The organism is Phaeocystidibacter luteus (genome assembly GCF_008933115.1).
Taxonomy (GTDB): Bacteria; Bacteroidota; Bacteroidia; order Flavobacteriales; family Schleiferiaceae; genus Phaeocystidibacter; species Phaeocystidibacter luteus.
The window spans coordinates 36,838-49,953 of record NZ_WBVO01000011.1 but is presented as its reverse complement, the minus strand read 5'-3'; the positions used below and the strand labels follow the sequence as shown (position 1 = coordinate 49,953).

13 protein-coding genes are annotated in these 13,116 nt (G+C 46.6%); 5 read left to right on the top strand and 8 right to left on the bottom strand.

What is annotated here, in order from left to right; genetic code table 11:
• Position 1: 1 nt before the first annotated feature.
• From nqrC to F8C67_RS12205, 3 genes are read right to left on the bottom strand one after another with little or no spacing between them, the layout of a single operon-like run.
• Positions 2-715, bottom strand: a complete 714-nt coding sequence (nqrC, locus tag F8C67_RS12215; protein WP_151668140.1) for an NADH:ubiquinone reductase (Na(+)-transporting) subunit C — start codon at positions 713-715, stop codon at positions 2-4.
• 4 nt (positions 716-719) lie between these two features.
• The gene (locus F8C67_RS12210) at positions 720-1,925 is read right to left on the bottom strand and encodes an NADH:ubiquinone reductase (Na(+)-transporting) subunit B (RefSeq protein ID WP_151668139.1); all 1,206 of its coding nucleotides are present in this window, start codon (positions 1,923-1,925) and stop codon (positions 720-722) included.
• Between the two features lie 11 nt (positions 1,926-1,936).
• Complete coding sequence (locus F8C67_RS12205) at positions 1,937-3,289, bottom strand: Na(+)-translocating NADH-quinone reductase subunit A (RefSeq protein ID WP_151668138.1); 1,353 nt, start codon at positions 3,287-3,289, stop codon at positions 1,937-1,939.
• A gap of 182 nt (positions 3,290-3,471) precedes the next feature.
• Here F8C67_RS12205 and F8C67_RS12200 point away from each other — a divergent pair, with 182 nt between their 5' ends.
• The 4 genes from F8C67_RS12200 to F8C67_RS12185 are packed head-to-tail and all read left to right on the top strand — an operon-like array spanning position 3,472 to position 7,244.
• A complete protein-coding gene (locus tag F8C67_RS12200) occupies positions 3,472-4,728 on the top strand; it encodes a type IX secretion system plug protein (protein WP_151668137.1) in 1,257 nt (418 codons plus the stop codon).
• A gap of 60 nt (positions 4,729-4,788) precedes the next feature.
• Positions 4,789-5,865 (top strand): DUF3667 domain-containing protein, encoded by a 1,077-nt coding sequence (locus tag F8C67_RS12195; RefSeq protein ID WP_151668136.1) that lies wholly within the window; start codon positions 4,789-4,791, stop codon positions 5,863-5,865.
• A 3-nt stretch (positions 5,866-5,868) separates the two neighbouring features.
• Complete coding sequence (gene apaG, locus F8C67_RS12190) at positions 5,869-6,255, top strand: Co2+/Mg2+ efflux protein ApaG (RefSeq protein ID WP_151668135.1); 387 nt, start codon at positions 5,869-5,871, stop codon at positions 6,253-6,255.
• Between the two features lie 20 nt (positions 6,256-6,275).
• Complete coding sequence (locus tag F8C67_RS12185; protein WP_151668134.1) at positions 6,276-7,244, top strand: L-threonylcarbamoyladenylate synthase; 969 nt, start codon at positions 6,276-6,278, stop codon at positions 7,242-7,244.
• Here the strand turns inward: F8C67_RS12185 and lptB are convergent.
• Both lptB and tatC read right to left on the bottom strand, forming a co-directional pair.
• The gene (lptB, locus tag F8C67_RS12180; RefSeq protein WP_151668133.1) at positions 7,207-7,983 is read right to left on the bottom strand and encodes an LPS export ABC transporter ATP-binding protein; all 777 of its coding nucleotides are present in this window, start codon (positions 7,981-7,983) and stop codon (positions 7,207-7,209) included. The genes F8C67_RS12185 and lptB overlap by 38 nt on opposite strands.
• Positions 7,980-8,798: a twin-arginine translocase subunit TatC gene (gene tatC, locus F8C67_RS12175; protein ID WP_151668132.1), complete on the bottom strand. Its 819-nt coding sequence runs from the start codon at positions 8,796-8,798 to the stop codon at positions 7,980-7,982. Before tatC ends, lptB begins: the two co-directional genes overlap by 4 nt.
• A 182-nt stretch (positions 8,799-8,980) precedes the next feature.
• Here tatC and recQ point away from each other — a divergent pair, with 182 nt between their 5' ends.
• Entirely contained in the window at positions 8,981-11,155 is a 2,175-nt protein-coding gene (gene recQ, locus F8C67_RS12170; RefSeq protein WP_151668131.1) for a DNA helicase RecQ, read from the top strand.
• A gap of 284 nt (positions 11,156-11,439) precedes the next feature.
• Here recQ and F8C67_RS12165 read toward each other — a convergent pair whose 3' ends face one another.
• From F8C67_RS12165 to F8C67_RS12160, 3 genes are all read right to left on the bottom strand, one after another.
• Complete coding sequence (locus tag F8C67_RS12165) at positions 11,440-11,832, bottom strand: GxxExxY protein (protein WP_151668130.1); 393 nt, start codon at positions 11,830-11,832, stop codon at positions 11,440-11,442.
• A gap of 371 nt (positions 11,833-12,203) precedes the next feature.
• Entirely contained in the window at positions 12,204-12,350 is a 147-nt protein-coding gene (locus F8C67_RS14340) for a hypothetical protein (protein ID WP_170266452.1), read from the bottom strand.
• Positions 12,351-12,418: 68 nt separating this feature from the next.
• The gene (locus tag F8C67_RS12160) at positions 12,419-13,006 is read right to left on the bottom strand and encodes an RNA polymerase sigma factor (protein ID WP_151668129.1); all 588 of its coding nucleotides are present in this window, start codon (positions 13,004-13,006) and stop codon (positions 12,419-12,421) included.
• Positions 13,007-13,116 lie beyond the last annotated feature (110 nt).

Here is a 13,116-nt window from a genome sequence, read left to right as displayed (position 1 = left end):
TTTACTGTTCGTTGAGCGCGGTTGCGCGATTTTTACTTTCGAAATATCCCACGTAAGGCTTGAGGCAGTCGGCCAACATGTCTTGTACACCCACCGAAGTAATTGTACCTCCAGAGATACCGTCTACTTCGTGCGCACCCGACGCTGTTCCCTTCTTCACTTCAATGGAAACAAACTCTCCACCGTCCATGATTTCCTTACCACCAAACTGGTTGGTGAAGAAGTCCTTAGAAATCTCCGCTCCCAATCCCGGTGTTTCACCTTTGTGGTCGAATGTAGTACCAAAGATGGTGCTGCCGTCCTCCTTGAGAGAAACGTAACCCCAAATCGGACCCCATAGTCCTTTTCCTCTAAGTGGTACTACGTAATATGATTCACCTTCAATGCTCGCGATGTAAAGTGGAACCTGACGATCTTCTGGAGATTCGTCAACCGCTTCCTCCATCTTGATTTCGAAGGCTGGAGTTTCAGATTGTACAACCTGACCGTTCTGAATCACGAGCTGCTCAACGATGTAGTTGTCGAACTGCGCTGCAGACTCCTCACGTGTCAACTCAATTCCGATAGACTTGAGGATATTCTGTTGCTTCTCCTGACGAACGTTCGCCTCTTGCATGTCTTTAAGTGCGATAGAAGCACCTGAAAGCAAGGCCGCTACAACTACGACCATCACGAGGGCGAAAATGTAAGTATACTGATTACTATTTCTATCCATGACCTTAGGCTTTAGCAGTAGCTAGTTCAGCGCGTTTGTTGCGCTTCTTAACGTTCGACTGAATAACGTAGTGGTCAATCAATGGAGCCATCACGTTCATGAACAAAATCGCAAGCATCACCCCTTCCGGATAGGCCGGGTTGAAGACGCGAATCATGATACAGAAGATACCCACCAAGAAACCGTAAATCCATTTACCTCGTTCCGTCTGCGCCGCAGAAACTGGATCCGTTGACATGAATACAATACCGAAAGCGAAACCACCATAAACCAAATGGTAGTACCAAGGCATGCTCATGAATGAAATTTGCTCAGGGCTAATCGCGTACTCAGCAAATGCGTTGAAGGTCAATCCCATTACAATCGCACCAAGCACACCACTCAACATGATTTTCCAGCTACCGATACCTGTGTAAATCAAGTAAAGAGCGCCAATCAAGATGGCAAGTGCACTCGTTTCACCCATAGATCCTGGAATCAATCCGAGGAATGCATTGTTGAAATCAAGTGCGTGAGATCCAATCATTGGAGCGTCAACACCCGCTGCGTACTGTCCAAGTGCAGTAGCACCCGAGAAACCGTCAACCACTCCTTCGCCGCTGGTCAAACCACCGATCCAAACTTTGTCACCCGACATGAAGGTTGGATACGCGAAGAAGGCAAATGCACGTGCAGTAAGTGCAGGGTTCAAGATGTTCATCCCTGTACCACCGAATACTTCCTTACCGATGAGTACGGCGAATACTGTAGAAACAGCAACCATCCACAATGGAATGTCGGCCGGCATAATCAGAGGAATAAGCATACCCGAAACAAGGAAACCTTCGTTTACAGGGTGCTTGCGGACGTAAGAGAAGAAAATCTCAACACCAAGACCAAATACGTAGGTCACAATGATCATCGGAAGAAGCTTAGTCGCTCCGTAAAGAACGTTGTCAATCAACGTTGCAGATTCGTTTCCGATGGCAATATTGTGCCAGTATCCTGTATTCCACATACCGAATAGTACGGCAGGAAGAAGTGCGATAATCACCGTGAACATCGTACGCTTAAGGTCGATGGAGTCACGCACGTGAGAACCGCTGTGTGTAGTATGCGCCGGCACAAACATCAATGTCTCAATGGCATTGTGCAATGGGTACAATGGCTTCAATTTGCCAGTAGTAACCGCTGGGCGCGCTTTATCGAGTAGATTTTGAATGAATTTCATAGTCTGCCCTCTTAGTTCATTTCTTTATACATGAAGTCCAAACCTTCGCGCATCGTTTCTTGAAGCGGAAGTTTCGACGTACAGATAACCTCGCAAAGAGCGAAGTCCTCTTCTGTTACTTCGTAGATACCAAGGCTCTCCATCAATTCGATATCCTTAATCATAACCGCTTTGATAAGCTGCTGTGGATAGATATTGAAAGGGAACACACGCTCGTACTGACCAGTAACCACGAAGGCTCTCTCTTCACCGTGCATGTTGGTATTCAATTCGTACTTCTTGTTCGGTGTCAACCAACTGAAGAAGGTTCTCGACAATGAGAATTTGCCGAATCCAGGAAGAACCCAACCGAGGAACTCAGTCTCGTCACCTTCTGGAATTACAGTCAATTGCTCATCGTTGTAACCCAAGTAGCCTTCTTTTCCGGCGTTGCGACCGGTAAGAACGTTACCTGAAATGTATCGGTTGTTATCACCCTTGATACCCGCTTCGAAAACTCCTTTCAAAGAGGCACCTGAAGTCAACTTGTAGTATTGTGGAGCTTCAACTTGTGAACCTGTCAATGCTACGATGCGCTCTGGACGATACTTTCCTTCGAGGAAGAGTCGTCCGAGTACAACCACATCTTGAGGATTCATGGTCCAAACCACTTCACCCTTATTAATTGGGTCGATGTGGTGGATTTGAGTTCCCACGTTACCTGCTGGGTGTGGCCCATCGAACTGATGTTTCACAACGCCTTGAGCACCTTCGAAGGCAGGACAAGACTTCACGCCTGCCTCTAGAGACAAGTGAATCTTTCCTTCGGTAAGTTTCGCTAGGGCGTCGAGGCCCGCTTGAAACTCCTTCTCTTGGCCGCTCATCACGAAGTTCATGTCCGGAGCAAGCGGATTGGAATTCATCCCAGAGATGAAAATCGCCTTAGGCGAATCATCTGGATTGGCCATGCGTCCGTATGGGCGCATCTGGAGTGAAGCCCAAACACCACTCTTTAGCATGCGCTCGATAACGTCCTCACGAGAGAGGTCGCCCGGTTTCGCCGTGCCAAAGTCACGGTATTGAACATCGCTATCAGGCAAAATGCGGATAGCTAAAATTTTACGCTTCTCACCTCGTACAACCTCAGCGATTTCTCCACTAACTGGCGCGCACACCTTGATACGGTCATCCTCCTTAGAGTAGAATACCGGATCACCTGCAAGAACTTTGTCGCCCTCGCGTGCTTCGAGTTTTGGAATAACACCGTTGAAATCGTCGGGAATAAGCGCGTAGTGGCTTACTGATGGGGTAGCTCCGAACTTCTGTTCTGCCGCTCCCGCAAGCTTAATGTCGTATCCTTTGCGGATTTTGATCACATTCGACATGTCACCGAGTCGATTATCGTTTAGAAAAACAGGGGCAAAAGTACATATTGTAACAATGTCAATTACCTCGTTAGGCTATTTAGACATCATCTAAACAAAATACCCCACCCTTAGTTTAATGGTCGCCAAATTTATGAATAAATAGGTACTTTGGCAGGTAAATTGAACGTTCTCTGAGCGCTATGCGACAATACCTTTACACCCTACTCCTTTTCAGCTGCTTCGCAACCCCTAGTTTTGGGGCAAATCCACCAGCCGAAAACGCGGTTTATCACGACAATCTAAAGACGGTTCAACTCAGACGAACCGGACAATTGGGCGCACATCGGTACATCCAACTTGGTCGACAAAATGCACTCACCCTGTCGTTCGATGATTTTCATGCCGACTTCAAAAATTACAACTACACCTTTTTGCATTGTAACGCAGATTGGACTCCCTCCGACCTCATCAAGAGTGAATATTTGAAGTCGTACCAGCAAGAACTCATTCGCAATTACAACTTCTCGTTCAACACCTTCGTGCCTTTCACACATTATGAACTGAGCTTCCCAAATCAATACATACAGTTTACCAAGAGCGGCAATTACCTTCTCATTGTTTATTTGGATGACCCCGCTGAGCCTGCGTTCACGCTTCGATTTACCATTTTCGAAGAGATGGTGAACATCTCCACCAACACGCATCGCGCGAACACCGCCGACATGATGAATGAGTACCAACAGGTGGATTTCAACATCTTCCATGGCAGTTACCCCATCCCCACTCCCTTCGAAGATTTGAAGGTGGTTATTCTCCAAAACCATCGTTGGGACAACGCCATTACGGGCCTAAAGCCTCGCTTTTTGAGCAACAACACGCTTAATTACGACTACGACCTAGAGAATAATTTCCTCGGATCGAACGAATTCCGGGAGTTCGACACCAAAGACATGCGCACCCTTTCCTTGCGCGTGAGGAAAATTGAAATCGACACTTCCTGGATCGCCTACATTCAACGAGAGGAAAGCCGGCGTTTCAACCAGTTTATCACTTGGGAAGACCTCAATGGCTCCTATTTGATTCGAAAGCTCGACAGTGAAGAACCCGGCACCGAAGCGGATTACGTGTTGATGGATTTCTACCTTAGCTATCCAGCACCAGAACCGGGCGGCGTATTCCTCTTCAGCGAAGGAACCAACTGGGTACTCGATCAAAATTACGCGCTCACGTATGATTTTGATGAAAAGGCATACCGCGGTAGATTCTACATCAAACAAGGGTTTCACAATTATATGTTCGCTACCATGAATGCAGATGGTTCTGCGAACACCACTCCATTTGAAGGGAACCATTGGCAAACCGAAAACGAATACACCATCATTGTGTACCACAGAGAAATGGGCATTCGGTACGACCGTTGTGTGGGAATCGCCACGTCAAACTACATAGGCGACTGATTTTCTTCCTGACATTTATCACGAAAAATCGTAACATTGGGTAAAGCCTAACCAGACTCAATGAGACGTAAGATTGAGAAAACCGACCATTGCTTAAATTGTGGAACCGAAACGGGTGACGCTAATTTTTGTCCGAATTGTGGTCAGTTGAACAATGCCCACAAACCCAACATTTGGGAACTCATCCGCGATGCGGTTGAAAATCTCTTTGCATTCGATTCCCGATTCTATCGGAGCTTAGGCCCCCTACTCTGGCGCCCAGGAAAGCTCACACGCCATTTCAACGAAGGCAAAAGAGCTACGTACGTCCTACCCATTCGCCTTTTCATCCTAATGACCATCTTTCTGATAGCGGCGTCAAGCTGCGACGACCGCATGGAAAAAGAACATTGGTATGAAGTGGAAAGGCCAGATAAGGCGGATGCGCCGGGTGATCTAACAACCTTCGGCGGTGATACGCTCAACATGTTTATTGAGGATACCACCGATTACCCCAAAAACGTCCTTGATTCTCTAAAGGCTACCAAGATGATTCGCTGGGATAGCGAACAGGAGAAGTACGTTTATCGTCAGGCTCCGGGAGACTTGGTCGATTTCGAATTGGGCGAAGGCATCTTCTCACGGTACATGGATTACGCCAAAGATCACCCCTATACTCCAGTTGATTCTGCCCTTATTGAAATGGGAGAGGAACACACCTTCTGGAACTTACTTGTGTATTCGAACATGCTCAAGATTTCCTTGATGACGGGTGATGAGTTCGTCAGTTATCTGGGAAGGAACATTCTCATCATCTTGCTCCTCTTTATTCCGTGTATCGCACTAACCTTAAAAGTGCTGTACATCTATAAGAGCATCTATTACGTAGATCATTTCGTTTTCGCCATTCACGTTCAAACCGCGCTCTTTGCCTATGCCGTGCTGGCGATAATGATTCACTGGATATTCCCGTACGACATCATTTCCACGATCTATTCCTTGGGAATGGCGCTGTACGTATTCCTTGCTATGCTCAGGTATTACAAGCAAGGTGTCGGACTCACAATCCTCAAGTTCATCTTGATGAATTCGGCCTTGTTTATCGTGTCGATAATTTTTATACTTTTAGTTGCAAGCGTCTCTGTACTAATCTACTAACCCTTGGTAACTCTCGTAACATCTGGCATTAAGATTTCTGTGGAAACAGGATTTGAAGGTCGCTTCTTCAGCAAGCACGGCCCGCTGTATGTGTTTACGTACGACGTACAGATTGAGAATATGGGGAACGACACGGTCCAGCTTCTCGGTCGACATTGGTTCATTTACGACACCGGCGAAGGTCCCAGCGAAGTGGAAGGAACCGGCGTAATCGGCAAGCAACCTGTAATCGCACCAGGAGAAGTGCACACCTATCGATCGGGCTGTCACCTAAGAGCAAGTATCGGCGCCATGCGCGGGGTTTACAAAATGATTCGGCTGTCAGACAACACCGAATTTGAAGTACAGATTCCAACTTTTCAGTTCTTCGCAAGCCCCCGACTCAACTAAGGCAATTACCTTTGCCGCCCATGAAGCGGAATACGATTATCGGTAAAGACATTAACAAAGCTGCCACCTTTTTAAGGGAGGGAGAACTTGTTGCCATTCCTACCGAAACAGTTTATGGCTTAGCCGGCAACGCCTTAAGCAGGAGTTCTGTCGTCAAGATTTTCGAGGCCAAGCAACGCCCACAGTTCGATCCGCTCATCGTTCACACCCACTCTGCCTCGGAGGTTGAGAAATACGCAGACGTGACTCCTCAAATTCTGAAGTGGATCGAAAAGCTGAGTCCGGGTCCCATAACCTATATACTTCCTAAAAAGGATGTCATTCCCGATTTGGTAACGAGTGGACATAAAACGGTAGGCATTAGAATCCCCCGGCACAAACAAACACTTAAGCTTCTCAGAGAACTCGAATTCCCTCTAGCCGCTCCAAGCGCCAATCCATTTGGGTATGTGAGTCCAACGCAAGCTTCACACGTGCTCGATCAGCTCAACGGAAAACTCCCGTATATCTTAGACGGTGGCAAGGCGAGCGTAGGTATTGAGTCTACCATTATTGATTTGTCGGCAGAAGAGCCCACTGTACTTCGATTGGGAGGATTTGAACTATCGGAGCTTGAGGAGGCCATGGGAATCAAACTCACAAACATTAAGCTTTCCAGTTCGCAGCCAAACGCTCCAGGCATGTTGCACAGTCATTATGCGCCCAAGGTGAAACTGGTGAAGGGATCGGTGAGTGAAGTACGCGAACAATACCCCAATGCAAAACTCGGAGCGCTGCGCTATACGGAGTACACACATTTGATTCCCACGGAAGATCAATTGTTACTGTCGGCCAATGGCGACCTGAATGAAGCTGCACAGAAATTGTTTCAGCGATTGCGCCAGCTAGACAGCACTGACTGGGAAGTCGTGGCCGTAGAATTCGTTCCTGATTATGGATTGGGAAAAGCGATTAACGATCGCCTAACTCGCGCAACTCATCAGCCGTAGGCTCTTGCTTCTTGGGCTTTCGAAGCTCAAAATTCTGACCTAGATACACGCGTCGAACCTGCTCATCCGAAGCCAATTCTTCAGCTGAACCGCTCTTCAAGATTCTTCCTTCGAACATCAAATACGTGCGGTCGGTAATGGCCAAAGTCTCCTGCACGTTGTGGTCGGTAATAAGAATGCCGATGTTGCGCTTCTTCAACTGGAAAACGATACTCTGAATATCTTCTACTGCGATGGGGTCTACTCCAGCGAAGGGTTCATCTAGCAAAATAAATTTTGGATCAGTCGCCAACGCGCGAGCAATTTCCGTTCTTCTTCGCTCACCACCTGAGAGCAGGTCACCGCGATTCTTGCGAATGTGCTGGAGACCAAATTCATCGAGCAGAGATTCGAGACGTTCCTTTCGTTCCTTCTTGGAATACTTCGTCATTTGCAAAACCGCCATGATGTTATCTTCCACGGTCATCTTGCGAAAAACGGAAGCCTCTTGAGCGAGATAACCCACACCCTTCTGAGCGCGCTTGTACATAGGGTCATGGGTGATATCTACACCGTCGATATTCACTTCACCCTCGTTCGGTTTCACGAGGCCAACAACCATGTAGAACGACGTTGTTTTGCCGGCACCGTTCGGACCTAAAAGTCCAACGATTTCTCCCTGCTCCACTTCAAAGGAAACTCCTTTGACGACGGTTCTGGAACGGTATCTCTTTACGATGTTATTCGCTGATAGTTTCATGCGGTCTTAGCATTTCTTCGGCGTAGCACCCGTGAAGATACAGAAATCGAAATCTGGTAAAGAATCATAATTGGGATAGCTACGAGCACCTGACTCATTGGGTCTGGCGGAGTAATAACGGCCGCGAAGACCAACACTACAACGATGGCATGACGTCGATATTTTCTCATCCAATCCGGAGTGAGGATTCCGAGCGAACTCAAGAAGTAAACGATAACGGGAAGCTCGAAGAGCAGCCCAGTTGCTAAGGTGATGGTGGTGACGAGGGAAACATACGAACCTAAACGGATCGTGTTCTCAACGTCTGAACTCACTGTATACGTGCCGAAAAACTGCACGCTCAATGGCGAAATCACGTAATATCCAAAGCCTACACCAAGCAAGAACAATAGCGCGGTAATCAAGATGGTTGAACCGCCATTCTTCTTCTCGTTGCTGTGTAGGCCTGGCTTGATGAACCGCCACATCTCCCAAATGATATAGGGAAAAGCGATAATGATTCCCGCCACAATACTTGCCCACATGTGCATGCTGAACTGCCCGGCCATGTCGGTATTGATGATCTCAAAAGGCATTTCGGTGAAGCAGAAAGTGTCACCCCCAAGTTGTGTTGACAACCAGCAAATGCCTTGATATGTGATGAAATCGGGTGATTTTGGACCAAAAAGAATGACGTCAAACAGGATGTCTGTCCAGATAAAAGCCACAACTGCGCCAACGAGAATGGCAATGGTAGCGCGCAACAGGTGCCAGCGCAGCTCCTCGAGGTGGTCGAGGAAACTCATTGCATTCGGATCCTTTTTGGTTTTTGCCATATGAGGAAGCAAAGCTACCCTTGCTATTTATTTCTTCAAAACCGCAAAGGTCTGTAAATTTGCATGACGAGAGACTTTCCTATCTAACTTTTTGGGTTTGTGAATCCTCCTTGCGAATTTCCGTATGGAATTTCGTACATTATTGATATTATACATCTAAGCACCGTAGTGAACTGAGAACTATGGCCGAAGCAGGAATTAATCCAAGTGCCGAACTGAAGAAATTCTTTGGGTTCAGCACCTTTAAGGGAGAGCAAGAGGAGATCATCAAACATCTGCTTGCAGGTGAAGATACTTTCGTAATCATGCCCACAGGTGGCGGAAAGTCACTTTGCTATCAACTACCCGCAATGATGACCGAAGGAACTGCGATTGTCGTCTCCCCGCTCATTGCACTCATGAAGAACCAGGTAGACGCCATGCGCGGATTCTCCCAGCGAGATGGCGTGGCCCATGTACTGAACTCTTCACTCACCAAAAAGGAAATTCTCCAGGTAAAGGAAGACCTCGCCAACGGGGTAACCCAATTGCTGTACGTGGCACCCGAATCCCTCAACAAAGAAGAAAATATTGAGCTCCTTCGAAACTTGAAGATTTCATTCTTCGCAATCGATGAAGCCCACTGTATTTCAGAATGGGGTCACGATTTCCGACCCGAATACCGCAACCTCCGTTCTGCAATCGAAAATATTGGTCGAAAGCCAATCATCGCCCTTACCGCTACCGCTACCCCAAAAGTGCAGAGCGATATTATGAAGACACTGGGCATCGAAAACGCTCGCGTGTTCAAATCTTCGTTTAACCGGGATAACCTCTACTACGAGATTCGTCCAAAAAGCGATGTGGAAAAGCAAATCATCAAGCTACTACTCGAAAACAAGGGAAAGAGCTCGATCATTTACTGCTTATCTCGACAAAAGGTAGAAGACCTTGCCCAGCAGCTTCAAGTAAATGGCATCAAGGCGTTGCCCTACCACGCTGGCTTGGATGCTGGTACTCGCGTAAAGCATCAGGATGCATTTCTATCGGAGGATACAGATGTTATTGTTGCGACCATCGCCTTCGGGATGGGGATTGACAAGCCCGACGTGCGATTTGTGATCCATCACGACATGCCAAAATCTCTCGAATCTTACTACCAAGAAACTGGACGAGCAGGACGAGACGGAGGTGAAGGAAACCTGGTGACCTTCTATCATTACAAAGACATTGAAAAGCTTGAGAAGTTCCTTGCCAAAAAGCCGGTAGCCGAGCAAGAAATCGGCAAACAGCTCTTGCAAGAAGCCATGAGCTATGCGGAGACCAGCATGTGTCGACGTCGATATCTACTCTACTACTTCGGTGAGGTCTACGAGCCCGACAACTGTGGGATGTGTGATAATTGTCGACATCCACAAACATTGCACGATGCGAGTAAGGAGCTAAAACTTGCTTTGGAGGCCGTTAAGAGTGCGAACCAAAAATTCAAGGCGCAGCAAATCGTCAACATCTTAATAGGAAACTTGACCGCACTATTGAAGAACCACAATGCGGAAACGCTTCCTCAGTGGAAGCAAGGTTTGAACCACGACGAACGCTTCTGGCACAACTTGATTCGACAAGCTGTGGTACAGGGCTACATGGATCGTGAAATCGAACTTTACGGTGTGTTGCGTTTGAGCGTGAAGGGATTATCCTTTATTGAGAATCCTGGAGAGTTCATGATGCCAGAGGAGCGAGAGTACGAAGATCCATCGGGAGGTGGCGGCGCTCAGACTGTTGCGTTAGACGACAAGCTCTTTGGTATGTTGAAAGACCTTACCCGAAAGGTTGCCAAACAGAAAGGTGTACCTCCGTATGCCGTATTCATGGAGCCATCCTTGAACGAAATGGCCACACACTACCCTACGAGCATCGAGGAGATGAAGAACATCAGCGGTGTTGGTGAAGGGAAGGCTATCAAGTTTGGAAAACCCTTTATTGAATTGATTCAGAACTACGTGGAGGAAAACGACATCAATCGACCGATGGACATGGTGGTGAAATCCTTGGCGAATAAGAGTCAGTTGAAGGTATACCTTATTCAGAGCACCGATAGAAAATTGCCGTTAGACGACATCGCGAGTGCGAAGGGTTTGTCGATGGACGATCTTCTGAAGGAAATGGAAATGATTGTATTCTCGGGTACGAAGCTCAACATCGACTACTACTTGGAGGACATCTTAGATGAAGATTCGATTGAGGAAATCTACGAGTACTTCATGGATGAATCGGAGGAAGGAAAGATTACCGAAGCGTATGAAGAATTCGATGGGGACTACAGTGAGGAGGAGCTGAGGTTGATAAGGCTGAAGTTTTTGAGTGAGGTGGCGAATTAGGGGCGGATGAGCGTGGTGTGGTTCACGCGCGGGTGTTCGGTCAGGCTGCAAAAACGCGAGTTTGATGAGTGTTGGGGATATACGTGATGTGGTTCACGCAAAATCGCAAAAAGCAAAATCGCAATTCAAAATCAGCTAGAGGTGAATGGTGTCGCGTGGTTCTCGCAAAAGCGCAAAAAGCAAAACCGCAAAAATTATTAAGGGTTGGCGCTACTATAAACGCGAAGCTCAAAGGCTAAGCATCCTGACGGATCGCGAAAATGCACGTATAAATCTTGGCTATCTTAGTCGGGTAGATTGTTCACAATGCGTTTTACTCCTCGACCGATGTTTCGCTCATTGAAGTTGATCAACAATCCTAGTCTATATCCCGTCAACTTAAGATATGTCAACAACTGTTTGTGATAAATAGCCTCTAGTTTATCACATGATTTAAGCTCCAAGATTAGCTTGTTCTCCACGATTAAGTCGGCACGAAAAGCATGATCGATACTAATTCCTTTCCACTCCACAGGGATTTCAACCTGACGTGCGACTGACAAGCCCCTTAATTCCAACTCACAACTTAATATCCTTTCGTAAACCGACTCATACAATCCAGGACCAAGCTCGGAATGGATTTCATATGCCGTCTGCACAACCGACTTTGCAAGAACGTTTTCTCTGTTTTCACTCATTTAGCGAACCTAAAGACTTTAAATCTTTATCTCCCGAATCTCATCACTCTTTCTTCTGTCCATTAATTGATTTTATATTCTCACCAAGCAAGAACTGAACTTCTGTATTCTCTACGATCCTTCTTCTCGAGCTTACTCAAATCTGATTTTTGCGGTTTTGCTTTTTGCGCTTTTGCGAGAACCACATCACCTGTTTCCGCCACGCACCTCCTCCATCTTTTGTTTCCACTCCTATTCATTTCAACCTTGCGTTTTTGCTTTTTGCGATTTTGCGAGAAACCTATCACGCCTCCAGCCTCTCACCTCCACCCCACAAAAAAGCCCCCACATCCTTTCAGACATGAGGGCTGGTTTTTGATTTCGGAACCGGCTTAGTTCAAGTGAATGAACATGTCGCGGTTATTCAATTTGTCGGTGTGTAAGCTTTTGGAGTACTGAAGAAGAAAGTCAATGCAATGTTGCGGTGCATTCTTCATTTTTCCGTTTGCTTTACGTTCGCTAGGTGTAATATCATGCATAGGCAAGAAGTTGATTAACACCCTAAGAACGCGACACCTATACGCGTATTGTATAGATGTGAAAAATTTTAGTCTATCGTCAAACTAACACCGTTCTTCTCGATCAATTTGCGGAGGTTCATAAGCGCATAACGCATTCTTCCAAGCGCAGTGTTTATGCTCACATCCGTTTGATCTGCAATTTCTTTGAAGCTCAACTTAGAATAGATTCTGAGTCGAAGTACTTCCTTTTGTTCCTCTGGCAAATGCTCTACCAGTTTCAGCAAATCTGATTCAATTTGTTCCTGAATCATATTCACCTCCTGAGTCGGAGACCCATCCTTAATGATGTCGAAAATATCGAAGTCATCCTTCGGTGAGATGGTCGGCATTCGCTTCGCCTTCCTGAAGTGATCTATCACCAAGTTGTGCGCAATTCGCATCACCCATGGCAAAAACTTTCCCTCCTCGTTGTATCTCCCCGCTCGAAGCGTATTGATAACCTTCACAAAGGTGTCTTGAAATACGTCATTAGCTAAATCCTCGTCGCGAATCTTGCTGATGATGTATGAATAAACTCTTGATTGGTGGCGATTGATAAGAATCTCTAAACACGACTCACGCCCTTTCATGTACTCCTTCACTAGGTCGGAGTCCTTCCATTGCAACATATCCATATCCGTCTGAATTGGTTCCTAAATCCTGAATTAAACGGGTAGACGTGTTGCTATAGAATTCGTGTATTTATAGGTTTAGTGTCGACTTATTCGAGCACTGTGATATTCCA

What these genes read in the sequence shown, in the direction of transcription:
- F8C67_RS12165 (WP_151668130.1), bottom strand. Translation starts at nt 11,832, where the DNA reads ATGAGTGAAAACAGAGAAAACGTTCTTGCAAAGTCGGTTGTGCAGACG.
- F8C67_RS14340 (WP_170266452.1), bottom strand. Translation starts at nt 12,350, where the DNA reads ATGCATGATATTACACCTAGCGAACGTAAAGCAAACGGAAAAATGAAG.
- F8C67_RS12205 (WP_151668138.1), bottom strand. Translation starts at nt 3,289, where the DNA reads ATGTCGAATGTGATCAAAATCCGCAAAGGATACGACATTAAGCTTGCG.
- F8C67_RS12195 (WP_151668136.1), top strand. Translation starts at nt 4,789, where the DNA reads ATGAGACGTAAGATTGAGAAAACCGACCATTGCTTAAATTGTGGAACC.
- F8C67_RS12185 (WP_151668134.1), top strand. Translation starts at nt 6,276, where the DNA reads ATGAAGCGGAATACGATTATCGGTAAAGACATTAACAAAGCTGCCACC.
- F8C67_RS12210 (WP_151668139.1), bottom strand. Translation starts at nt 1,925, where the DNA reads ATGAAATTCATTCAAAATCTACTCGATAAAGCGCGCCCAGCGGTTACT.
- recQ (WP_151668131.1), top strand. Translation starts at nt 8,981, where the DNA reads ATGGCCGAAGCAGGAATTAATCCAAGTGCCGAACTGAAGAAATTCTTT.
- lptB (WP_151668133.1), bottom strand. Translation starts at nt 7,983, where the DNA reads ATGAAACTATCAGCGAATAACATCGTAAAGAGATACCGTTCCAGAACC.
- F8C67_RS12200 (WP_151668137.1), top strand. Translation starts at nt 3,472, where the DNA reads ATGCGACAATACCTTTACACCCTACTCCTTTTCAGCTGCTTCGCAACC.
- nqrC (WP_151668140.1), bottom strand. Translation starts at nt 715, where the DNA reads ATGGATAGAAATAGTAATCAGTATACTTACATTTTCGCCCTCGTGATG.
- tatC (WP_151668132.1), bottom strand. Translation starts at nt 8,798, where the DNA reads ATGGCAAAAACCAAAAAGGATCCGAATGCAATGAGTTTCCTCGACCAC.
- F8C67_RS12160 (WP_151668129.1), bottom strand. Translation starts at nt 13,006, where the DNA reads ATGGATATGTTGCAATGGAAGGACTCCGACCTAGTGAAGGAGTACATG.